This is a genomic window from Geobacillus uzenensis (assembly GCF_002217665.1).
GTDB lineage: Bacteria > Bacillota > Bacilli > Bacillales > Anoxybacillaceae > Geobacillus > Geobacillus subterraneus.
The window spans coordinates 89,913-111,853 of record NZ_NEWL01000005.1 but is presented as its reverse complement, the minus strand read 5'-3'; the positions used below and the strand labels follow the sequence as shown (position 1 = coordinate 111,853).

The 21,941-nt window shown below is 36.6% G+C and carries 18 protein-coding genes, 1 tRNA gene and 6 pseudogenes; 4 read left to right on the top strand and 21 right to left on the bottom strand.

Going from position 1 to position 21,941, the window contains the following annotated elements; all coding sequences use genetic code 11:
- Positions 1 to 237: 237 nt before the first annotated feature.
- The 3 genes and pseudogenes from B9L21_RS05895 to B9L21_RS17885 form a co-directional block, all read right to left on the bottom strand.
- On the bottom strand, positions 238 to 810 hold the full coding sequence (locus B9L21_RS05895; RefSeq protein ID WP_082816568.1) for an Rpn family recombination-promoting nuclease/putative transposase: 573 nt from the start codon (positions 808 to 810) through the stop codon (positions 238 to 240).
- A gap of 8 nt (positions 811 to 818) precedes the next feature.
- A pseudogene (locus B9L21_RS17890) lies at positions 819 to 1,175 on the bottom strand (UPF0236 family transposase-like protein); the annotation flags it as partial.
- A complete protein-coding gene (locus B9L21_RS17885) occupies positions 1,124 to 1,318 on the bottom strand; it encodes a hypothetical protein (RefSeq protein WP_225995631.1) in 195 nt (64 codons plus the stop codon). The gene B9L21_RS17885 and the pseudogene B9L21_RS17890, both read right to left, overlap by 52 nt.
- 177 nt (positions 1,319 to 1,495) lie before the next feature.
- On the opposite strand from B9L21_RS17885, the pseudogene B9L21_RS05885 reads away from it, so the two are divergent.
- Positions 1,496 to 1,678 (top strand): annotated as a pseudogene (locus B9L21_RS05885) (IS4 family transposase); the annotation flags it as partial.
- Positions 1,679 to 1,729: 51 nt separating this feature from the next.
- On the opposite strand, the gene B9L21_RS05880 reads toward B9L21_RS05885, so the two are convergent.
- The 4 genes from B9L21_RS05880 to B9L21_RS05865 form a co-directional block, all read right to left on the bottom strand.
- Positions 1,730 to 2,893, bottom strand: a complete 1,164-nt coding sequence (locus B9L21_RS05880; RefSeq protein ID WP_172796418.1) for an MFS transporter — start codon at positions 2,891 to 2,893, stop codon at positions 1,730 to 1,732.
- A gap of 5 nt (positions 2,894 to 2,898) precedes the next feature.
- Entirely contained in the window at positions 2,899 to 4,104 is a 1,206-nt protein-coding gene (locus B9L21_RS05875) for an ATP-grasp domain-containing protein (RefSeq protein ID WP_063165531.1), read from the bottom strand.
- Between the two features lie 363 nt (positions 4,105 to 4,467).
- Entirely contained in the window at positions 4,468 to 4,716 is a 249-nt protein-coding gene (locus B9L21_RS17575; RefSeq protein ID WP_063165530.1) for a hypothetical protein, read from the bottom strand.
- A 94-nt stretch (positions 4,717 to 4,810) separates the two neighbouring features.
- The gene (locus tag B9L21_RS05865; RefSeq protein WP_063165529.1) at positions 4,811 to 6,070 is read right to left on the bottom strand and encodes an ATP-grasp domain-containing protein; all 1,260 of its coding nucleotides are present in this window, start codon (positions 6,068 to 6,070) and stop codon (positions 4,811 to 4,813) included.
- A 259-nt stretch (positions 6,071 to 6,329) separates the two neighbouring features.
- On the opposite strand from B9L21_RS05865, the gene B9L21_RS05860 reads away from it, so the two are divergent.
- Positions 6,330 to 7,375, top strand: a protein-coding gene (locus B9L21_RS05860) for an IS630-like element ISBs2 family transposase (RefSeq protein ID WP_089134988.1) whose coding sequence is annotated in 2 segments (ribosomal slippage) — positions 6,330 to 6,833 and positions 6,836 to 7,375 — 1,044 coding nt in all. Because the reading frame shifts where the segments join, the coding sequence is not laid out codon by codon here.
- 14 nt (positions 7,376 to 7,389) lie between these two features.
- Here the strand turns inward: B9L21_RS05860 and B9L21_RS05855 are convergent.
- The 10 genes and pseudogenes from B9L21_RS05855 to B9L21_RS05805 all read right to left on the bottom strand — a co-directional run bounded on the left by B9L21_RS05855 (position 7,390) and on the right by B9L21_RS05805 (position 17,191).
- Positions 7,390 to 7,731, bottom strand: coding sequence for an FAD-binding protein (locus tag B9L21_RS05855; protein ID WP_082816532.1), 342 nt, complete (start codon positions 7,729 to 7,731; stop codon positions 7,390 to 7,392).
- A 16-nt stretch (positions 7,732 to 7,747) separates the two neighbouring features.
- On the bottom strand, positions 7,748 to 7,990 hold the full coding sequence (locus B9L21_RS05850; protein WP_063165527.1) for a hypothetical protein: 243 nt from the start codon (positions 7,988 to 7,990) through the stop codon (positions 7,748 to 7,750).
- Positions 7,991 to 8,159: 169 nt separating this feature from the next.
- Positions 8,160 to 8,291, bottom strand: a pseudogene (locus B9L21_RS17275) (IS982 family transposase); the annotation flags it as partial.
- Positions 8,285 to 9,577: pseudogene (locus B9L21_RS05845) on the bottom strand (type I restriction endonuclease subunit R); the annotation flags it as partial. The pseudogenes B9L21_RS05845 and B9L21_RS17275, both read right to left, overlap by 7 nt.
- A gap of 35 nt (positions 9,578 to 9,612) precedes the next feature.
- Positions 9,613 to 10,815: a restriction endonuclease subunit S gene (locus tag B9L21_RS05840; RefSeq protein WP_063857306.1), complete on the bottom strand. Its 1,203-nt coding sequence runs from the start codon at positions 10,813 to 10,815 to the stop codon at positions 9,613 to 9,615.
- A complete protein-coding gene (locus B9L21_RS05835) occupies positions 10,812 to 12,359 on the bottom strand; it encodes a type I restriction-modification system subunit M (protein ID WP_063165900.1) in 1,548 nt (515 codons plus the stop codon). Before B9L21_RS05835 ends, B9L21_RS05840 begins: the two co-directional genes overlap by 4 nt.
- Before the next feature lie 116 nt (positions 12,360 to 12,475).
- Complete coding sequence (locus B9L21_RS05830) at positions 12,476 to 13,171, bottom strand: hypothetical protein (protein ID WP_063165901.1); 696 nt, start codon at positions 13,169 to 13,171, stop codon at positions 12,476 to 12,478.
- The gene (locus B9L21_RS05825; protein ID WP_063165902.1) at positions 13,172 to 15,106 is read right to left on the bottom strand and encodes an N-6 DNA methylase; all 1,935 of its coding nucleotides are present in this window, start codon (positions 15,104 to 15,106) and stop codon (positions 13,172 to 13,174) included.
- Between the two features lie 1,120 nt (positions 15,107 to 16,226).
- Positions 16,227 to 16,730, bottom strand: a complete 504-nt coding sequence (locus B9L21_RS05810; protein ID WP_063165903.1) for a DUF4652 domain-containing protein — start codon at positions 16,728 to 16,730, stop codon at positions 16,227 to 16,229.
- Complete coding sequence (locus B9L21_RS05805) at positions 16,730 to 17,191, bottom strand: restriction endonuclease (protein ID WP_063857308.1); 462 nt, start codon at positions 17,189 to 17,191, stop codon at positions 16,730 to 16,732. The genes B9L21_RS05810 and B9L21_RS05805 overlap by 1 nt, the downstream gene beginning before the upstream one ends.
- 260 nt (positions 17,192 to 17,451) lie before the next feature.
- On the opposite strand from B9L21_RS05805, the pseudogene B9L21_RS05800 reads away from it, so the two are divergent.
- Positions 17,452 to 17,904: pseudogene (locus B9L21_RS05800) on the top strand (tyrosine-type recombinase/integrase); the annotation flags it as partial.
- 269 nt (positions 17,905 to 18,173) lie between these two features.
- Here B9L21_RS05800 and B9L21_RS05795 read toward each other — a convergent pair.
- Genes B9L21_RS05795 through B9L21_RS05785 form a run of 3 tightly spaced genes read right to left on the bottom strand, consistent with a single transcriptional unit; the run spans position 18,174 to position 20,684 of the window.
- Entirely contained in the window at positions 18,174 to 18,833 is a 660-nt protein-coding gene (locus B9L21_RS05795) for a hypothetical protein (RefSeq protein ID WP_063165904.1), read from the bottom strand.
- A gap of 5 nt (positions 18,834 to 18,838) precedes the next feature.
- On the bottom strand, positions 18,839 to 19,441 hold the full coding sequence (locus B9L21_RS05790; protein ID WP_063165905.1) for a hypothetical protein: 603 nt from the start codon (positions 19,439 to 19,441) through the stop codon (positions 18,839 to 18,841).
- Complete coding sequence (locus B9L21_RS05785; protein ID WP_063165906.1) at positions 19,407 to 20,684, bottom strand: hypothetical protein; 1,278 nt, start codon at positions 20,682 to 20,684, stop codon at positions 19,407 to 19,409. The genes B9L21_RS05790 and B9L21_RS05785 overlap by 35 nt, the downstream gene beginning before the upstream one ends.
- A gap of 315 nt (positions 20,685 to 20,999) precedes the next feature.
- On the opposite strand from B9L21_RS05785, the pseudogene B9L21_RS05780 reads away from it, so the two are divergent.
- A pseudogene (locus B9L21_RS05780) lies at positions 21,000 to 21,229 on the top strand (tyrosine-type recombinase/integrase); the annotation flags it as partial.
- Positions 21,230 to 21,825: 596 nt separating this feature from the next.
- Here B9L21_RS05780 and B9L21_RS05775 read toward each other — a convergent pair.
- Positions 21,826 to 21,898, bottom strand: a tRNA-Val gene (locus B9L21_RS05775).
- Positions 21,899 to 21,941 lie beyond the last annotated feature (43 nt).

Here is a 21,941-nt window from a genome sequence, read left to right as displayed (position 1 = left end):
GGATGAATGCCTAGAATCTTCGGAGGAGGCTCCAGCCCTAGGGCCGCAAAGAGTTGCACTTGTTTGGCCGTCAGTTTGGTTCGCTGATCAAGGCCGCCGTTTTTTGAAGAAAAATGTCCAATTTCATTTGCCTAAAATGGCCTAAAAACTGTCGAACTCGGATTCTTGGCACTTAAATTTCTTGAAAAATTATTCGTTTTTTAAATAAAAAACGTCCTGCCTTTGCCGCAGAACGTGTTAATTCAATTTGCTGTTAATAGACTCAAATATCTCTTTTATTTCTATAACTTTTTTTGGCGGTAAATTTAATTTCTCAGATATCTCCTCAACCGTCTTTCCTTCAAGTAATAACTTCACAACAGCTAATGCGTTTTCTGTATTTTTTTTATAACTTTGCTCTAGCCCTGAAATCATAAAGGACACCTCCTCTTGATTCGAATTTTCAATGAGGCTTATTATTTCTCCAGACTGTTCTTCTGGGAACCTATTGATTAGTATATGTTTTACCCAATTTTTAAATACCAAGAAATCTTCCCGCGGGATATATTGGAGGACTCGTGAAATGGTGTTTAATCTTTCAAAGATCTCTTCTTCATTCTTGACGGTACGATCAAGATAAAATATAGACGATATCAAGTTCTCGTTATTTATTAATTCATCTTTTTCCATTCGATTGATGTCCAATAAGATATATTTGAAATCTAATACTTGTTCACCAAAGAGTTCACCTTGATGGAAGTAGTCTTTAAACGCTAATGGAGCAGTCCATTTATTTTGGCCATTATACTCTTGAGATGACTTTCTTTCAATCTATTTTTTTACATCCGCCCACCGTCCCGAAGCGTCGGCAACGCTTGATCAATCGGTGTCCCCGATAACTGTTGAAGATACGGGATGTTCTGACGCATCACATCCGCCAACAACCGTCCTGCCTTCCGTTTGGCCTGTTCGATCCGCTTGGGCTTCGTCGGGGTCGAGACTGCCCTCCGGGGCTCTTCCTCCTCCAACTGCCCCTTTCTCCGCCATATTCCGTCGATTCGGGCCACCATCTCCTTCAGAAACGACTAAAGTCCTTGGTCTTTCCAGCTGCGGCGGGATTTCACCCGGTACGCGAACCGGCTCATCACGCTCTCGGCGTGGCCCATCGGACGCATGCCGGCCGTCTCCACCCCTTGGCTTCCACCAACAGCACCCGGCCATGCCGTTGGGAAACAGGGTGGTGCAGCGAGACAGGGGCCGCCAACACGTTTTGAAGAGTTCTCAACAATTGTTCCTCCAGCTCTTTTAATAAAGGCCATTCTGTGGTAAGATGTTTCATGGACTCTTTCCCTCCTGTTTTCGGTTGATGTGGACAATCACTATCATAGCAGGGAGAGAGTCCTTTTGCATGAGATCCGCTTTTTCCTACCGCGCTTCGCTTGGTAGCCCCGACGAGCGTCGCGAACAAAAGTTCGCAACTCTCATCGGGGATCCTTCCTGAACGTTACCCACAAATATTTTACTCACACTTTCGGATGACGAGATTCAACTGACTGCTGAAGCGGTTGGATATCGTGATTCGTCTCGAACCTTTACGTTGCGCGAGTGGATTCACTTCTTCCTGCTAGCCGCCATGCATCAATGGAAAAGCTTTCGCCACGGAGCCGATGTGGGGCCTCTATACGGATGGCCAAGATTCCTTTGGAAATCCGGGATGGCCGCTGCTTTCTTTGTTTGAGTATGCCTAAATTTATGGAAGGCGCGTGTATAATTTTGGATAATCAACACTCGTGATATCTCCTAAATATCCAACTAACAAATATGAAGTAAAACTTATATAAGAAATTGCCATTGATATTGTGCTTTTTACCCTACCTTGGAAATTTGTTTTTACATTAGATTGGATTAGTGTATCAGAATTAATCCGTGTACTAACAAAAAATAATCCCATCAAAAAATAACCTATTACTGCTTGGATTAAACCATTAGAGTTAGAAAATATAATAATAGAACCGGCTAAACAAAACATGCCTATACTTAAGAATTTGTGTTCATCTATTTTACTAGTAATTTTTAATAATAGAAACCCTCCTACAATAGCACCAGCAGCCCATGCAGAATCTATTATTCCAAACTCTTTTGCACCAAGTTTCAAAATTTCCCCAGTGAATGACGGTAACAGTACATTAGAAGTATAAAGAGCAATATAAAGAATTAACTGAATAACTGCTATACATAGTACTAATTTATTGTATTTTAGATATTGAACTCCTTCTAAGAATCTACTAAAAAAATTAGAGGATTTTTTAGAATCATTATTAGGTAGTACTATATTATTTCTAACCAAAAAGGTAAAAAAGGCTGACACATAAAATGATACAGCATTTAATAACATTACAAAAACCGGACTAAAATGCATCATAATAATCCCACTAATACTTGTTCCTATTAGTAGACCCAATTGATTAAACATACTACTCAGGGAATTAGCAGAAAGTAGATTAGTTTTAGGAACTATCTCACGAACTAATCCTCCGGAGGCCGGTAAGTAAAATCGATCTCCTATTGACATCAAAAAAACAATTAAATAAACTTGCCAGATTAATAAAACATCTAAGTAGTACAATATAGGTATAATTAATACTATTGTCCCTCGAAAGCAGTCTGCAATTATACATACTACTCTTCTATCCCATTTATCAATTAATACACCTATCCATGGGGAAAATAGGATGCCCGATAAGCTTGAAGTAGCAAGCAACCATCCCATTGAAGACGAACTACCAGTAAGTTTATAAAGAAACCATGCTATCCCTATAAATTGCATTCCATTTCCAATAGAAGAAATAGTTGTACCTATAAAATATTTTCGAAAAGCAGTATTAACTAAAACAGATTGTGATAATCGAAGCAATTTGTTCACTCCACTTCAATGGATAGTTTACCCAATGCAGCCTCAATGTTTTCCAACACCTCTTTTTTTGTTCTACCTTCAGCTATAATATACCCATATCTTTCAGAAGAGTTTGTAAATGGTTTGATCTCTGCTCCTACCTCTAAATCAATTTGACACTTTTTGATTCCTGGGCTTTTCCTAACTTCTTCTATACCCTCAATTTTTGTAATTTTCCCCGGAGCAAAATTAAAATACTGAATTGCAGCTGCGCCACGATCTTCTTTTAGCTTAACCTTTGGAATTTTTCCTGCTAATCCTTCAAATAAAAGAGTAAACATGTCAACCCCATATACCATTTCTACTAAATCATATATAAAATCCCCACCAGCACGAGTGTGAGATTCAATAATGTATGGACCATCATCTGTAATAATAATTTCAGTATGAGAAGGTCCCATCCAATGGTTAATACTTTTTAGAAATTCTATTGTTAAATATTTGATTTCTAAAATTGTCTTTTCAGGTAATGAACTAGGAATACAATGTCCAGTTTCAACAAAATAAGGACTGCCCGTAGTCATTTTATCTGTAACGGCTATTATTGTATGTTTGCCATCCCAAGTAAAAGACTCTACACTAACTTCAACTCCATCCATAAATTTTTCCGCTAAGACGACATTCGAATCGTATTCTTTTTGAATAGAAGATAAGGCTTCTTGGATTTGATCTAAATCGGTTATTTTATGTATTTGTCTACTACCTGTTCCATAAACCGGTTTTAAAATGATTGGAAATCCGACTCTGTTAATAAATTCAACTACATCTTCCACTTTGGTAATAGCTTTAAAAGGAACAGATTTTAGACCATGCTTAACTAAATGTTCTCTCATTCTTACCTTATCTTTTGTAAGAAGTACAGGATCTATTGGGTTACCTTTAATTTGTAGCATATCTTGAATATACGCTGCCGTTAAAAGTCCTTTCTCTTGCATGGATACAACACAATCAAAGGGTTGTTTTTGGTGTAATATGCGTATTACATCTAAAACGTTAAGATCATCTATTGAAAAAGTGATAAGCTGTTCTATATAATTAAAATCCTCGAGTTTAATTTTATCTTTTTCTTGAACTACGGTTAATTCAAACCCACATTGGACAGCTTTACGGTATAACCGGGTCCAACCTCCAATCATAATCATTCTTTTTCTTTTCATTGCATTAAATTCCATTAATGAACACCCCTTGTATAATAAGTTTAGAAATAATTTTTAAGCAAATTTCCAGTTCCATTGCTGTTCCTTGACAACTTCATTTATTGAGGGGAGGGGGGGACGAGGCTCCCCTCCCCATAGAAGAAATACGGGGGGCGGACTTTTCGCGATACTCTCGGATAATGATCTCGAGGATCATCGGGGAACCTCTTCTCTCCCCCTGTAGCTTTGACTACTTGTTAAGTCTGTTTCCCCGGCTCCTGTTTGAACTTCCAACCAGTAGGTTGTTCCCGTTGGCACCCCATGCTGGAAGTGGCGACTTCCAGGGCTGCCCATAGCCCAACGTGAGTTCTTATTCGCGAGGGCGACTGGTCAACAGACTCAGCCATCCGAAATTCTTATCTGCATGGAAGCCACTTCGTCCTTAGTTGGTATCCGGCTATGTTCTTCCATCAACAGGAGTCCATACAGGCTTGGAATTTCAAGGTGTTTACGATCAATCCCAAGCTGATTCGCAAATTTAAAGATGCTTATGTCGACTTGGATAAAACCGATGACCTCGATGCTTGAGTCATTGTCGATCGGCCCCGTTTTGGCCACCTCAAGATGACGACAGTCATGGAGGAGCAATTATCGTTCTCCTGCGCCTCACCCGCATGCGCTGCTATCTCGTACACCATCTGACACGAGAAAATACCGCAGGACTTTAAAATTAAGGAATGTTTTATCGACTTGATGATACAATAATGTTTAATTTTGACCGTGCTTCATAAAGATGCTTCATGATTTCCTCTTTGTCTTCCCCAAAAGCTGATATTACTCCTAGCCCATCAGCTAATCCTTTAGGATTATGAGAAACTAAATCTCCTAATTCATGTTCTAAATAAATATTTTTTATTCCTGGTACTTGATATGCTAAGTCTATACCTTCTATGTTTTTTAAAATCCCAGTTTTATCCGAAAAAATACGTAAATATGCTCCTATGCCTCTTCTTTTACTTTCAAAGGAAAACGGCATCCCCATATACATTTTTATAATTTCTTCATGTATGCTTCTTCCAAAAGACCAATTCATCATTAAAGATATGGATCCTCCAGCTAATCTTGGATTAATTTCGACGATTCTAGGACCATCCTCTGTAATAATAACTTCGGTATGTGCTGGTCCAAAGTCAAAGTTGATAGCTTGTAATGCATCTATTACCATTTGTATAACTTCGTGTTCGTTATCAATTTTGGCCGGAAAAGAAGCTGTTTCAGCAACAAAATACGGGGGTTTCCCTACTGTACGATCAGTAATACCTAGTACATAAACTTCATTTTGATAGGATATAGTTTCTACACTAACTAAAGGACCTTCTAGATATTCTTCTACTAACAACTTAGGATATTTTTTAACCCCTCTATAATAAATTGGATTATTCCGATGAAATTCAATTGGTTCTTTAAATCCTTCTGGACTCGTAATAAGTACTACATTGTCACTTCCCTGACCATCAACAGGCTTTAAAATGCATGGGTATCCTATTTTGTTTCCAAACTCAATTGCTTCTTCTAAACCATTTACAAGAGCAAATTTAGGAACTTTAATATTACTTTCATATAACGCTTTTCTTGTGAGAAATTTGTTTCTTGAAATCTCTACAGCTAATGGATTTGTTCCAATTAATCCAAGGTTTTTAGCTAATAAAGAAGCCTGCAACATCTCTAAATCGTAAGTTCCTATTACCCCATCTATTTTATAAATGTTATTATACTCAATAATTGTGTCTATTAACTTGTTAATATTATGATGGGTATCAATGACTAGAATATTATCTACGTATTCAAGAATGGAGGAACCAAGTTGTTTCTCCATTTTGAGATAGTGCGTAGGTTTAAATGAAACCAATGTCACGAATATTCCTAATTTTTTTGCCGCCTTTAAATATTCTATACCTGATGGACCACGATTTAATTCAAGCATTAATAAATGTTTTTTCATAATTAATCCCCTACTTCGGTTTATTTTTTGATTTTGTTTTATCTTTGTAAAAAACAAAATGCTTTTAGATTTAAAATTAAATGAAAAGTATATTTTGTAGGATTCACAGAACCAGACTAAGTGGAGGTAAAATTAATTTTGCACGTTTATTTGTTATTACCACAGTACAGCCTTCTTTATTATATAAATTGAAATAAAGGTTTTCTCCCGTTCCACGGCGAATAAATACAAAGAGAAAATAGGGGAACGGAGAGAAAATATGATGCCAAATCACAAAGACGAGATCGAAAAGTTGTCCACTGCCATGAAAGAAGCAAAAAGTAAACGAGCATATGAACGCTACCAAGCGATTTATCTTCATTTGCAGGGATATACCAAAGGAGAAATCGCAACGATTATTGGTCGATCCAAGAAAACTATTTATAACTATATTCATGCCTACGCCCAGCGCGGTCTTGATGGACTGGAGATGAAATACTCACCTGGCGCCCCACGTCGATTGACCCCTGAGCAGGAAAAAGAGCTGGCTTTGATCATTGAACATCAGCTCCCCGTAGATGTGGGATTCGAAGCAAAATATAATTGGACGCTTGCGATAATCGCTGAACTCATTCAACAAAAGTGGGGGCCAACATACACGCTTCGCGGAACAAGTGACATTCTGCATCGGTTAGGGCTAAGCTATACGAAACCGACCTATACACTAGCCAATGCCGATGAAGAGAAACAAAAAGAATTCGTCGAAATCACCTTCCCTGAAGTAAAAAAAAACTGGTAGATGGGAACATCGCCCATGTCCTCTTTCAAGATGAGTCGATGATTCGTGATTACCAAGCGATTCAAAAAACATGGTTTGTCAAAGGAAAACAACGAATCATTCCGACGTTTGGAAAACATCAAGGGCTGAAGTTGATTGGCACGTTGAACTACGAAACAGGGGAAGTGTTTTGCATCGAAGAAGAACGCTATGACGCGGAAACATTTCTTCGATTTCTTCAACTTGTGTTAGAACGCTATCCCACAGGCAAAATAGTGATGATTTTAGATAACGCTCGAATTCACCATGCCAAACTCATTCAGCCATTTTTAAAAGAACACGAAGATCGGTTAGAGCTCGTCTTTTTGCCACCATACAGTCCGCAATTGAACTTGATTGAAGGGCTATGGAAATGGCTGGAATCAGACGTGATTTACAACGTGTTCTATTCGAGTGTGCAAGAAATTAGAAAGAATGTCCAAGCCTTTATTCAGCGAATCAACCAGAAACCAGAACAAACGATCGATCGTTTGTGTGTTCAGTTGTAAATCTTTAATTCAACTTATATAACATCTAAATATACTGTCTCAGAAAGAGACATAGTACGAGATACTATATCACGTGTTTCAAGTTCTTTGGCAGGATATTTATCCATTATTCTTTCGCCATTTTTATTTCTCATTACAGCTCCTAGAGAAAAGAGCTTAGTACCGATATCAAAACTTCTAGGATGTACTAACCAGTAAGGATAAAATTGTACAAATTCCATATCAATTAAAGTTGCTCCATGTTTCCATGCCATAAAAATACCTTCGCCTTTTACATCCGAAGGATTATCAGTATAACGATATAAAAAACCTAGACCCCCAGTTGCTAAAATAGTTTTACCAGCGATTAAAGCAATGTTGTTATTCTTATGTTCAGCGTTTTAATTCAGGATGTTCGACTGCCAATTTTTCCAAATGTTCATTATACTCTTTTAAATCTGTTTTCCAGTGAAGATTTTCCGACTCATCATGTTGCTTACTACCAATAGTAACAATTATCGCTCCAGCAATTACAAAAATAATAAGAAGAACCATCATTACCTGATTTGATCTTTGAAGATAGAGTTTCATATTTTCATTTCTAACTAAATTAATAAAATTGTACAAATTACTCAATAGTACCATCTCCCGTCATTTGAAGAAATTTATCTTCTAGTGTGGCCGAAGCTATATTAACATTATATACATCGATTCCGTGCTCCACGAGGGCATTAACAATTAAAGGTACGTTTTCCTTATTAGTTTGAACAAATATATTATTTTCACCCGTGGTGCTAGTTGAGCGTCAGCGCTCAACCAGCCCTAGTGTGACCAAGGAATAAGCCAACAAGATGCCATCGAGTGCCACTTCAAACCCGGCCATGGAATTCGCTCGAATGTCGGTGATCCGGTATTGGTCTACGAGAATCGAGTAAATCCAATATAGGAAGCGTTCGGCAAAGCATAACGCAACTGAGCGGCAAATCCGCCCGCAAAACCGGCTTGGGTGCGATGTGCTTCATCGGCAATCACAACAATGTTTCGTCTTTCCGATAAAATAGGGTGTCGGGTTTCTCCTTCTTTTTTACGGAATTTTTCAATAGTGGAGAAAATAATTTGTCCCGCTTCCCCTCTCAGTAATGTTCGCAACTGTTCGGTACTTTCCGCGTGATGCACATGGCCGATGTATGATTTCCCCTGCACAAACGTATCATGCAACTGTTCGTCTAGGTCATTACGATCCACTTGAATGACAATAGATGGATTTTCCATTTCCGGGTGGCGAGACAAAATTCCTGCGAAAAATAACATGCTTAGCGATTTACCCGAACCCGTTGTATGATACATTACCCCGATTTTCCGATCCCCATCCGGACGCGTTGCACGGATCGCTTCATTGACAGCGAAGTTTACGCCAAAAAATTGGTGATATTTCGCGCCAATTTTTGTAATTTTACTTCCTTCCTCCAAAAAGACAATAAAATTACGAATATAGTTTAATAGACGGTCTTTTGGAAATAATCCTTCAATCAGCGTGCGCATCGTATTGGCGCGGTTGTTATCGACATTTCGTCCATCAATCGATTTCCATGAGGCAAAGAAATCGTAATCGGCAAACGGCATTCCATGCTTCGTTTCCACGTTATCGGAAATGACAACAAAAGCGTTGTAGTTAAATAATTGCGAGATATCATACGTATAGTTTTGGATTTGGGTATATGCATCATAAACAGTCGCCTGCTCGTTGTTCGGGTTTTTTAACTCAAATACAATCATCGGCAAACCGTTAATATATATAACGATATCTGGACGGCGGGACATGCGTCCTTCAATCGGTAATTGATTGACCACTAAAAAGTCATTGTTCTCCGGATGTTCCCAATCGATCGGGAAAACATGAGGCGTGTACGTTTCATCGTTTACCTCATAAGAAAATTCAATTCCTTTCGTCAACATTTGGTGAAAATGCATATTTCGGTTAATCAGTTTTACCCCATCCGGCGCCGTCAAAATTTGAGCAAGCCTTTTGATTTCTTGTTCCGGTATGGCCGGATAAGCCTTCTTTAAGAAGGCTTCCAACCGACCGTAAAGAACTACCTCGTGAAGACTGTCCCGCTCTCCACGCTGAAACAATTCCTGCGCATGAAGATAGTCATAACCTAACCGTTTTAAACGTTCAATCGTCGTCTCTTCAAATTCCGTTTCACCTAGAGGTCTCGTCATGTTGCTTGCACCTCCTAGTCGAATCTATATCCAATTTAAAGTACTTCTTCTACTTGTTTTTCTGCTTTAGATACATCAATTTCACCTGATAAAAGGCGAGGGAGGAGATAGTCTCTAATGTCTTGTAACTCTTTGTTTTCTAAAGTGTTTGATAATATTTGTAAAAACATAGGTTTTACTTTCTTCTCAAATTTAATTGCAAAATCCTTATTAAACGGTAACTCTAATGATTTTAATGTATCTTTTGTTATAGTGTTAAATACAGAACCATGTGACTGACTAATCAAGGTATTTATTGAACTTTTTAAGGTTAAAAATACAAAACAGTCCAGTTCATCTTTTGCCTTTACTGCGTAGCACGATTGGTTCATAGTCATCTCTTTACCTATAATACTGATGTTTCCGATTGTACCTCTTGCCGATAAAACTGTTGAGAATGATGGTAATAATTTTGTGGAACTATTATTCAGCCCTGCTTCAGTTATTTTTTTCTCTGTTTCAATGATCACAGCTGAATTCAAATCCTTTACCGAAATCCAAGGAATATTACCATCCCAATATTCTGCAACTGTTGTTTTAGGTGTTCCTCCACCAATAATACTACCAAACTCCTCTATTGAAACTCTCTCTAAATCCCCATTCTCAACAAACCAATGTTTGTATAAGGTCATAGCCATTTCTTCTAATGTACTGTTAATACGTTTATTTAAAGTAATCTTATAGTTAATGGAGTGCAATATATCGCAGATTTTTCTCTGTACATTTATTGGTGGTAACAATATTGATAATTTTTTTAATGAATCAATAGTTATTGCTTTTTGCGTTGAACCTATTGTAATTTTATCTATTTCTCTTTTTCCTACATCAGATTGAAACCAATAATAAATATACTCACTTAAAACATCTGAACGAAAGTTTTTAAACCATGTTAAATTTCCGTCTTTAAAATAAAATTTATCTTCCTTTTTCACAAGATAGGGTACACCTAACGTACCCACAGATGTCAGTAATAAATCTCCTTCAATTGGTACACCATACTTTTCCTTTATCTCTTCATATCTTTCTGTAGATATATATAAAGTTTCATTTATCGGTTCATCATGATGTTTCTTAATAATTTCTTTTGATCTGTAGAAAGGAATACCCTCATTTACATATTCCTTCATAAATATCCTTTTACTTGAACTTATATCACAAAGATCTCCCATAGACTCTAATTTCCATTCTTTTTTTATCAAACCAATCCCTCCAAGTCTCTCTTAATCTTCTCTTGAAGGCGATTCGATTCTTCAAATTGTTCCAAGAGACGCTGTGTTAATTCAGCCATTTTTTCTTCAAATGGTATATCATCCTCATCTGATACTTCTGTTCCAACATAAATGCCCGGTGTTAATTTGTAGTCATTTGCCCGAACTTCTTCAATTGTTGCAACTTTACAGAACCCAACAACGTCTTCGTATCCTTCTGCCCCTTCGTATTTATAGGCACGATAAACGGCTGCGATTTTATCAATTTCCTCTTTAGACAACGCTTTTTGCTTACGACTAACGAGGGTTCCCATTTTACGAGCATCGATAAACAAAATTTCATTTTTTCTTGCCCGATAGCCGTTTTTGCCGTCACGGTTTTTGCTTAAAAAGAATAAGCAGCATGGAATGCCTGTTGTAAAGAACAGTTTTTCAGGCAATTGAACAATGCAGTCAATATATCCCTCGTCCACTAATTTTTGACGAACTTCCTTTTCCTCTTTGACATTCGTTGTCATCGCTCCGTTTGCCATGACAAATCCTGCGGTGCCTGCATCATTTAAATGGTATAGAAAGTGTTGCATCCACATATAGTTCGCATTGCTGTTTGTAACAGGCCCAATTAAGCGCGGGTCATTCTTTGATAAACGATCTGCTCCCCAATCTTTTTGGTTAAATGGCGGATTGGCAATAACGTAATCGGCCTTTAAATCAGGGAACTGATCGTTTAATAGCGAGTCTCCTAAGCGAATTTCTGCATTGATGCCATGCAACAAAATGTTCATTTTTCCAAGACGTACGGTCGTTACTACATTTTCTTGCCCGTAAAACGAAAGAGCGTGTTTGTTTGGAGCATATTCTTCACTTTGTATAAACATCCCACCGCTGCCGCACGCAGGATCAAACACAATCCCGCTTTTCGGCTCCAGCATAGCAACAAGCAACTTAACGATACTGGATGGCGTAAAGAATTCTCCGCCTCTGTTGCCTTCGGAAGCGGCAAAAGAACTAATAAAATACTCATATGTACGGCCCAATATATCTACACTGTCATCCGTATTGGCGCTAAATACATCACGAGAAAAAATTTCGATTAATCCTGCTACGTTTTCAGGTGGTAAGTTCGAACCTTGGTAAATTCGCGGCAATATCCCTTCCAGTTCTGGGTTTTCCTCTTCAAGACGCTTCATCGCGTTATCAAGAATCTCTTTGATATTTGGCTGCTTGGCGTTTTTCATAATATAAGACCAACTTGCTTCTTCAGGCACTACAAAGACGTTTTCCGCCTTATATTGGTCCGGATCGGTGATAATGACTTGCCGCATTTCATCATCTTCCGTATACCAATCGCTGCTTGGATCTTTTACGATTTGCTCTAATTCTTTTCGGCGCTTTTCATACTTGTTAGAAAGGTAGCGCAAAAAGATTAACGGAAGAACATAGTGTTTATAATCAGCAGGAGCCACACTCCCGCGCATTTTATTTGCCGCCTCAAACAAATCCTTTTGAAAATCGATGTCTGCTTTTACAGTCATACTCTGCCTCCTGTTTCTTTATCTTTTTCATACTAGGATTTGTTGAAAAACAAAAGTAAAGACTTGAAATCATTAGGATGCTCCAAAGTGTTCCAACTTTAATTATACAGCGTTCCCTATTCCTTAGAAACTCTATTATAACGACTCAACTTCTTACCAGTAGATGCAGAATAGTTTTTATAAATGTATTCTGATAAAGCTAATGCATCATCCTGTATTTTCTCCACATCCCATTTATCGTTGGATAAACGCTTCTTTGCGGTTAGAACAATATTTCTATATCCTTTCTTTATTTCCCAATCATACGCAAAACTGACTTGTTGATTAGCTTCCATAAGTATGTTCCGGATTGTTTCAGCATAATCCTGTCTGTGTAGCCAGATGTTTGGTTCTCTTTGCCCATGGCCGTCACAACTCATAGAAGTATATAACCCGACTTTATTTAATGCAAATACTAGACTAGCAATCCCGCTGTCCAAATCTAATATAGAGAGGTCATTGTCCGGATTATGATTCCATGCCGCTGGGACTTCTTGTGGTCTTGAAACAGAAAACCAGTTCCATCCTTGTCGATGAAAAAACTCTATTTGCTGGAATAGTGCATCCGAAACAAGGGTATTCGGCTTCAGCCGAATCCCTTGTTCGCCAATGCTAACGCCTATTTGTAATGCTGTTAATAAACTGACCATTTCGATGAAGTTAGATTTTGAATACCATAGATCCAAAACTAATTCCTCATCTACTACGTTCACCCAAAATCCTCGTCTTCTTAAACTATTTCTTAATTCAAGAAGAAGTTTCTTTTTCAACACTCATTCCCCCTGCTTTGTCATTGGTCGGATAAAAGCTCCGATGCCAAATTTTTGATAAGCATCAAAGTATTTTTTCTTTCTCTCTTCATAAGCTTTGCGAATTAATTCATCTGCCTCTTCCAATTGTCTAATCATCTCCTGTTGCTGCTCAATAGGAAGCAAAGGCAGCTCGATGGAGCGAATATCATTTGGAGTTAAAACTGTTGCAATAGATCCGCTTTGATGAGCTTCAAAAAAGTATTGGCCAATCGGACTTTCTAAGAAACGTTTGACGTAGACAGGATCGACTTCTTTTGTAGAATGAAGGCGAATGATAATAAACATATTCGATACTAAAATCGTTCCATCGTATTCCGGAACAATGGCAATTTTCTGTTGGGTTCCCCTGCTTGACACTAAAATGTCCCCCGGCTGTGCGGTAACACGCTGTACATCTCTTGTTTGAATCGGAAATTCATCAATGGTTTCAAATCGTATTTCTCCATTTTCGATATCTCGTATTTGAATAACAGGGAATAACTCCCCGTCTGCACTTTCGATTTGTCTGCGGGTTGGAAGATTCACGCCGCGGATGACCTCCGCAATGTCCCCGATCTGCACAAGTTTTTCCGCTTCGCTTTCGTATTTTTTCTTATTAAAGACGATCTTGCCGAATTCTGTGTCCAGTTCCACATGAATGAAGTATAAGGATGGGTTTAAGTCCCAATTATTTTCGGCAATTTCATCTATAGTAACAATGCGTGAGTATTTTTCTTTGTTTTCATATTCCTCGAGCGTTTCAATGATTTTCTGGACATGTTTGGAAGTCAAATATTTCTGTGTTCTTGTCCGCTCATAATCCCCTTCGGCATTAATGAATTGCACTTTGCCTTTTTTGTGGCTTGGTTTATGTTTATTCAATAGAAGAAGCGCCACCTGAATACCCGTTCCGCTAAATAAATTGTTTGGAAGGGAAACAATGCTTTCGATTACATCGTCTTTTAATAGGATGGAACGAATTTTTCTTTCTGCCGCACCTCTAACCAGTGTTCCAAAAGGAACGATTAATGCCGCTTTCCCTTCCTGATTTAAAGACGCCAATGCATGTAATATAAAGGAATAATCTCCTTGTGATTTAGATGGAAGATCATATAATTCAAATCGATGATAAGGGTCATTGATGGCAAACTCATATCCCCAATCTCTTAAACCGAATGGGAAATTCATCATAATATAGTCAAATTGCATCAGACGCCCATTTTCGAGCCATTTCGGGTCACGAATGGTATCACCCAATTTCATATCTCCCTGTTCTGGCAAGATATGATTGACAAACAAATTCAGCTTGCCAATAACATATAACTCTTCGTTAATCTCTTGTCCATAAACAGAAATATCTTTTCCTTTGCCTTTAGCGTATCGGTAGGCATCAACCAGTATATTTGCAATTCCAGCGGTTCCGTCATATACGGATCCCGTAATTGGCTTTAATGCCTGAATCATTAGCTGTGACAGGCCATCAGGTGTGAAGTCATAACCTTTTGAAGATGCAAGCAGCTCTTTTATTAATGTTTCAAAAAAAACTGTCGTAGCCTCGTTATTTTGATACTCCGTTTTCGTTAATCCATATCGTTCAAGAAGGACCACTAATTTATAAAGAGTGGTTTCCTCGATGTTCTTGAATGTATCGTTAAGAAACACGCCAGAGAGTGAAGGCTCTATGCTTTCAAGCGTACGGTATAAAGATTGGATGGTCTCTTTTACATTTCCGCGGCGATTTTTAAGTTCTTCCCTTGTTATGATGTTTGTGAGCTTCTCACCATATTTTTCATTCTCCATGGCAAAAAACAAAGTATGCAGCTTTAATAATTCTATTACTAATCCTTTTTCCATTTCCTTCTTGTCGAATTGATTTGTCAATTCATAAATAAACGGTAATGCTTTTTCGTTGTTCATCACATTTCCTCCTTAATTTTTTCAAAAGGAATTTTCGATTCCTTTATTAGATTGGATTGGTACAAAAAAATTTCCTTATGCAAAAGATTGTTCATTGTATTGTGACGCTAAAACAAGGTATAACTGATGATCCTTACGTTGTAAATATAGCATATCGATGAATTTTTATAAAGGGTATTTTTAATTCTTTTTATGTTTGGTTACGATTCCTCAAAAAACAGGAATTATGAACCATAATTTGAGCCATGATAAATGTAATAGAGGGGGATGTTTTTTGCAAGGAAAAAGTGCAGAGTATTGCAGTATATAAATTCGTTTATATTGCATAAAAATTCAATCTGAATTCTCGCTATTGAGGGCTTGACATGGAGCCTCTGCAACCATGATTCTTTTGCCAAGCGGCCAGCTGTAACAGATTTGGCAAACCCAAACAGGTTATCATGGCTACCCCTCCATGTAAAGCCCCTCTGCATAACCATTTGCATAAAAATTTTGCACATCTCTGCACTTTAATTTTGCAATAAACAGGGGGACCCAAAAGCGATCGCTTTTGGGAAATCCTATTACAAAACTTAGATAATCCTCCCAACCAGAAATTAAACATCAATTGGAAAGAATATACCTGAATGCTCTTCTACGATAAACGAACCTTGTTCAGTTATTTTTAAGGAGAAATGTAATTCCTCTTACCTCTTCGTGATTCACCTCATCTTCGCGCCCAAACGAATAAATCACTTTCGCTTTCACATAGTTGGCCTTTGGATCCTATTCGTTGTGAGCCAACTGGAGATACGCCACGGTCGTTCCCTCTTTGTTTTTGCGTATCACTCTTCGTATGTACATGCCCATAACGAAATTCAGCTGTTTTAAAAGTTAAAACAAACCAGTCGTATGCCTATGAAATTCGGCGTTTTTTCGAGGATCCACATCGCAAAATCCTTGATATAACAGCATTTTGGCCATTTTCATTTGCCTAAAACGGCCTCAAAACTGTCGAACTCCGGTTGATGGGTATGAGTAGAATGCTATTATTAATCGTTAAAATGAAAATTTAAAAGGATAGATACTGTGAACGAATCTATCCTTTTCAATAATTTACCTTACTATAGAATTTGAAAGCCTAAAACAGCTGGCTAAGTGGTATTTCATCATAATATTCCCTGAACTCATTTAGAGCTTCATCAATATACTTAATACCATTTAGGCTCATTATCTCACCTTTAATTGTTAATTTTGTGATTTGAATTTCAGGAGGGTATGAAGTAATTTTTTTTAGTTTCGCACTTGGAATATGATAAATAAAAACATTTCCGCCTACATGGACAGTACCAAAACCATAACCAATAATTACAGCGATGTTATTATTATCTATCCATATCGCATATTTGGGTATATTTTGGTCTTCGTCTGGTGAGATAATTTCTTCAATGTATCCATTTTGCAAATTGTATAAATATAAACTACCAAGGCATTCCCATTCTAAAGGATTTATATAGATAGCCATTTGATTATTAGGAGAAAATACTGGCTTAGAGGGAAATTCACTAGCAATTACCGTTTCTTTACCATGGGGATCAATTTGAATTAATTTATTTTCGATCTCATCGTATTTTAACTTATACACTACACCAAACTCCCTTCATTAATATCTCCATAATATAATATATTTTTCGACTCGGGATATGTATATATTATTTCTTCTATAACTGCTAATGGAATAAACTTAATCTTAAATGGAAAGTCACCATTTGTGTTCAACCTATTAAACCAGTCAATTTGATTAGGTGTAGGATCAACTGTAATTACTAAAACCCAAAAATCAGGTTTGTGTTGACGAGCAGTTTGAATCTCATTAATTATTGTGTTGTTAGATGGCATTTTCCCCCATTTTTTGCACTGAAAAATCCACTTTCTTTGATATTCTAAGTTGAAGGGGAGTTCTTCAGTAGTATATGCAACAATGTCTCTACCACCATCTCCCCCTCCTTTTCCATACCATCTTCTGTCATGAAATCCCATTTTACCTAAAACGTAGAATATAAACTTTTCAAAATTTGAAGGTTTTACCTCTTTCCAATTAATCATATTATTTACCTCATTTACCTCCAAGTATTATCAGAATAATGTAAGCAACTTAAAATATCTGTGTTTTTAACAAAGCATATTTTTATTAATCAAGTAGAAGAAAAAGTTTAATATCATTTTCATCACTAGTTTCATTAGAATTTAGAGCCATCCTAGATCGGCTTTTTCAATCTTTCATTTTAATCGTATAATATTAACTTAATTGTAACATCTTTTTTCCTGTTCTTAAAGAATTATTCAAGGAAGAGGGTTATTCAAAGCGTGTGGAAGAACTGTCGAATCTTAAATTAACAGACTTAGATTTGGAGTTAAAACACATTCGGATCGTGGGAAAGGGGATGAAAGTCCGAACGGTGTCGATCTCGAATATCTTGCTGGCGGAATTGGAGGATTGGTTCGAGTTTCGCGCAGGAATGGCGAAAAAGAAGCCGCATATCGCTCAATCGCCATACGTCTTTTACAGTCAGCGATCACCGGAATTTTCGGTTCGGGACATTCAGCGAATGATCGAGAGTTACAGCCTTCCGAATAAAAAACTGACGTCCCATATGTTCCGGTATACGCTTTGTAAATGGATGTTAAAAGCGACGAACAATGACATCGAGAAGGTACGAAGGCTTGCTGGTCATAGCAATATCGCTACAACATCACGATATTTAAAAGAAAGCTATAGTGATTTGGCGGATGCTGTAGAGGCATTGCCGAAATTTTAACATTAAGACTGATGAAAGTTGATATTAAAAAGGATATCCCTTTAAAATTGTAAACTTTGGGGATATCCTTTCGATTATTTTGTAACTCAGTCTCATCTTTTAAATATGTCCAAGTATTTTTAACGCCACAGTACTAATTTTGAACTCTTAATAAAGGAACGTAAGGACCAACTTTACCTGTTGGTTGCATCTAGCTCCTTGAAGGGAATTTTACACAATATCTAGGATCTGAGCGATAGCTTCTAAAGTAACAGCTTATACAAATCCAGTTATTCATCTTTATCTTTAAATATGGTACCTAAATAAAGTTCATTCATTTCAACTATATCATCTTTTATTAACTTTAAGATCTGTTCGATATTTTCCTTATTTTCTAATTTATTAATAATTAAATCTAAGTACTTGTAAATCTGATATGATTTCTTGAAAGCTTTTATATGATTACTATATTCTTTGTTTTTTAACTCCTTCAGGAAATCCAAGTAAAATGTAAAGTTTAGCTGTGTATACACCGCTAGGAAAATTTCCTTTACTTCCTTTTCCTCCGCAATTTCAGCAGCCAAGTCGGATAAAGAGCCTTCCCCCATTATTTTTATGACTTTTTTTAATACTGCACGGTTATCTTCGAATTCATCTCTTATATTTTCGTAATGTTTTTCTTCGTTTTCTTTCTTTTCCCTTTCCTTACTCTTTTCTTGTAAATAAAATATGAAGAAAGCTACAATTCCAGAAAGTGTACTTCCAATCAATACAAAAGAAGCCCTTATATACATATCCAAGAGATCTACACTTTTTTCATCAATTAGGAATTTCTTATTAATAAGTAATAAAATAAGTGAAAAGCTTGAAAACACAGCTAGAAAGATTACTAATAAAATTAAGTGGAATGGTGTAATAGATTGTCTCTTTTCTTGTCTATTACCTGACATTACTTTTATCCCCTATACATTATATCTCTGTATCTTCTGATTTTTCGTTGGAGTTCCATTGATCTTTTGCCAATAGGTTTCCCATCTTTATAAATCAGTTCTTCAGCTGATTCTAGAGAAACTTCTTCATCTATCCCCCTTTCTAATACAGCTGAAGACGATTGTAATACATTAGAAAGGGGGTTATCCTTTAAATTTTTTTTAACTTCCTCCAGCAACTCTTCATTAATTCTAAATAGTAACTTTACCTCGCTTAAGTAATCAGGTGAAGAAGTAAGATTATCTTCAAAACCACATTCTCTGCATTTAAAATTAAATAGAGATTCTTCATCTTTAATAATGTTTATTTTACCACACCTATCACATTCATATTTAAATTGTTGTTTTATAATATGTTCACTATCAGTCAGTCCTAAAAAGAAGCGAATAGCTTCTTTTGGAGATTTCGAATACGATAATGCGAATCTATAAGGACTAAGGTACTCAGCTCCTAAACTAACCTCTTTTGCAATAAAATTCTGTAGCAAAGGAAAATATTCATCTAGAGGATATTCTTTGGCAAGAACTTCATTTTCATTGTATAAATCCCTTAATCTTTTGAATAACATACTCTTCCTTAATCCTCCTTTCGTCTACAGATGAGGCTAATGAATTCGATTGGGTATAATCTACATAATAATGAATTTCCAACACACTATGAATTTCTTTAAATGCTACCTCGACAAATGACAAATCCTCTTCCTTCTCTTTACCAGTAAGCCTTTTCATAAAATCATTCTTATTAAATCTCCAATAAACTCCAATCTCTGATATTTCTTCATATTCTTTTACCAAATCCTTTAGATTCCAGTAAATTTTAGAATAGTAAACAGGCTTGTGATCCTCGTTTCGATTGACTGACCTAGTTATTTTTCGATCAATAAAACCGAATCCAAAAATATAACCGCCGTCTTTAATAAAATCTTCTAGTTTCATGTTATGAACAGTATCTTGATATTTAACAGTCATTACTTTCTCTACAAAAGGATCTGGATTGGATATGTGGAGTTGCTCTTTCAAGTATTTAGAGATATTTTGTCTTAATTCTTTCTCCGTTAACTTGGTACTTTCCTTTTCTTCATTTTTGGCAACTTCTTTTTTTATTAATCTTAAGGACTTGTTAGATTCATCTAAAAACAATTTATATAAACCTTTATGTATTTTTGCTTCTCCAGGTTTTGACGCGATTAAAGCAATTGGTAATTGGTTGTTAACGAATTGATACATATAATTAATTACGTGTCTTAACTGTATGTTTGTAGTGTTCCTTAACAAATGTTGGTTTAAACGTATTTCCATATGCTTATGTTTAAAGTCTAGTATACACGAAACATAAAAAGCACATTTTTCTTTTTTTATACCTAATTCCGCCATTCCCAATTTAAAAAGAAAAATAATTCTGTTTCCTTCTTGTCTAATTGTAATTAACTTTTCATCTGGGTGTACAACTTGAGACAACTTACGTTCAATATATGGTGAATATTTACTCGATGTTTTTAGCTCTTGAAAGGCTTCATTTGCTGTTAAGTCTGTAGTTATATTCAAGTAATAACATCTCTCAGGAAACAAATGTACTATAGCCTCAAAGAATGTTTTATCTATTTCACTATCGTCAAAACCTTGGGATACCTGTTCATTTAATACTGTTTGAATTTTTTCGTAAGAACTCCCAGAAGCCTGTCTAAATAATTTATTAAAGTCTTCAATTTTTGTTTTTAGGTAATTTTTAAGTTGATTTATCCCAAAATTTCTAAGTAAGCTAAACTTATAGTCATATAAAACGTTATTTGTACTATTTGTACTAATAGTCATTTTGAACCACTTCCCCCAGTAATATTACAACATAATATTTTAGATTTTTTTGCCATTTTGAGCAATTACAATTATAGCATTCATGATAAATTTCTAATATAATCCAATTCCGGGCTTTTTTATCCATATGAAGTTCTGTCAATGCACATTATCGCTCTAGTTCTAAATGCTTAGACTTGGTAACTTGAAACTTCTCTAAGTGCTGATACTTTTCAGGATGAGGGAGCGGATCCGGTCTTAACTACAATAACCGATTTTGTTGCAAAGCATGGAATTTAATGCTTTCTTGAATTAATTTCCATTTTTGGTTTTTGAGGCATCCAACGAATGATTGAAAGTTACAGCCTGCTGAATAAAAAATTAACTCCACATATGTTCTGCCATACGTTTTGTAAGTGGATGCTAAAGGTGACGAACAGCGATATCGAGAAAGTGTGGAGTCTTGCTGGTTATAACAATATCGCCACAACATCGCGATACTTTGATACTTAAAGGACAGCTACAGTGATCTGGTAGATTTTATGGGGGTAATGCCCAACTATTAAAATAAATGCATTAAAAACCATTTATTTTATTATGGGTGATTTTAAATAAGTAACTATTCACCCCAGTGCTAGTGTATAAAAAAGCCCAGCACAAATAGGGCATTTCGGTCATAGAAAATGCCCTAGGTAGCGGAAAGAACTCGATCGATCGTTTCGCCTGCCAACAGAAGACATAATCCACTGTTTTGTTCTTCACAACCTTAACAGTAGAGGGAATTTTAGGAGCTGGCAAGCCTTTTTTTATGCCATGAAGCTCTGCACTTTTTTGTTGCAGAACTCTGTACTTTCATTTTGCACTAAACAACCGTGATTATAATTCAGCAATTAATATCAAAAAAGAAGGATTGCGCTTGTTAGAATTAGCATGAAAATACAAACTCCTGGAACAGGAGGGTTAGCTCGGTCGATTTTCTGTCATGAGACAGGATTACCCGAGAAGCCCCCACTTCAAGCAACCCGAAAGGGTGGTAAGTGGAGGGTAGTTCACATCAATCACTCCAAAAATCACACCAAGTCACCAAAAACACCAAAAATAACGAATGACAACAGAAATAAAAAATCCCTTGAAGCCTTGTGGCTCAAGGGATTTCACTTGATGATTCCGACTGGGCTCGAACCAGCGACCTCCACCCTGTCAAGGTGGCGCTCTCCCAGCTGAGCTACGGAATCATATTTTGTTGTCCGCTATCGAACACATTTTTAATTATATAGA

Excerpts from the sequence above, each read along its gene's own strand:
- B9L21_RS05795 (WP_063165904.1), bottom strand. The coding sequence starts at position 18,833 with ATGTCAGGTAATAGACAAGAAAAGAGACAATCTATTACACCATTCCAC.
- B9L21_RS05825 (WP_063165902.1), bottom strand. The coding sequence starts at position 15,106 with ATGAACAACGAAAAAGCATTACCGTTTATTTATGAATTGACAAATCAA.
- B9L21_RS05875 (WP_063165531.1), bottom strand. The coding sequence starts at position 4,104 with ATGGAATTTAATGCAATGAAAAGAAAAAGAATGATTATGATTGGAGGT.
- B9L21_RS05805 (WP_063857308.1), bottom strand. The coding sequence starts at position 17,191 with ATGATTAATTGGAAAGAGGTAAAACCTTCAAATTTTGAAAAGTTTATA.
- B9L21_RS17885 (WP_225995631.1), bottom strand. The coding sequence starts at position 1,318 with ATGAAACATCTTACCACAGAATGGCCTTTATTAAAAGAGCTGGAGGAA.
- B9L21_RS05865 (WP_063165529.1), bottom strand. The coding sequence starts at position 6,070 with ATGAAAAAACATTTATTAATGCTTGAATTAAATCGTGGTCCATCAGGT.
- B9L21_RS05790 (WP_063165905.1), bottom strand. The coding sequence starts at position 19,441 with ATGTTATTCAAAAGATTAAGGGATTTATACAATGAAAATGAAGTTCTT.
- B9L21_RS05785 (WP_063165906.1), bottom strand. The coding sequence starts at position 20,684 with ATGACTATTAGTACAAATAGTACAAATAACGTTTTATATGACTATAAG.
- B9L21_RS05835 (WP_063165900.1), bottom strand. The coding sequence starts at position 12,359 with ATGACTGTAAAAGCAGACATCGATTTTCAAAAGGATTTGTTTGAGGCG.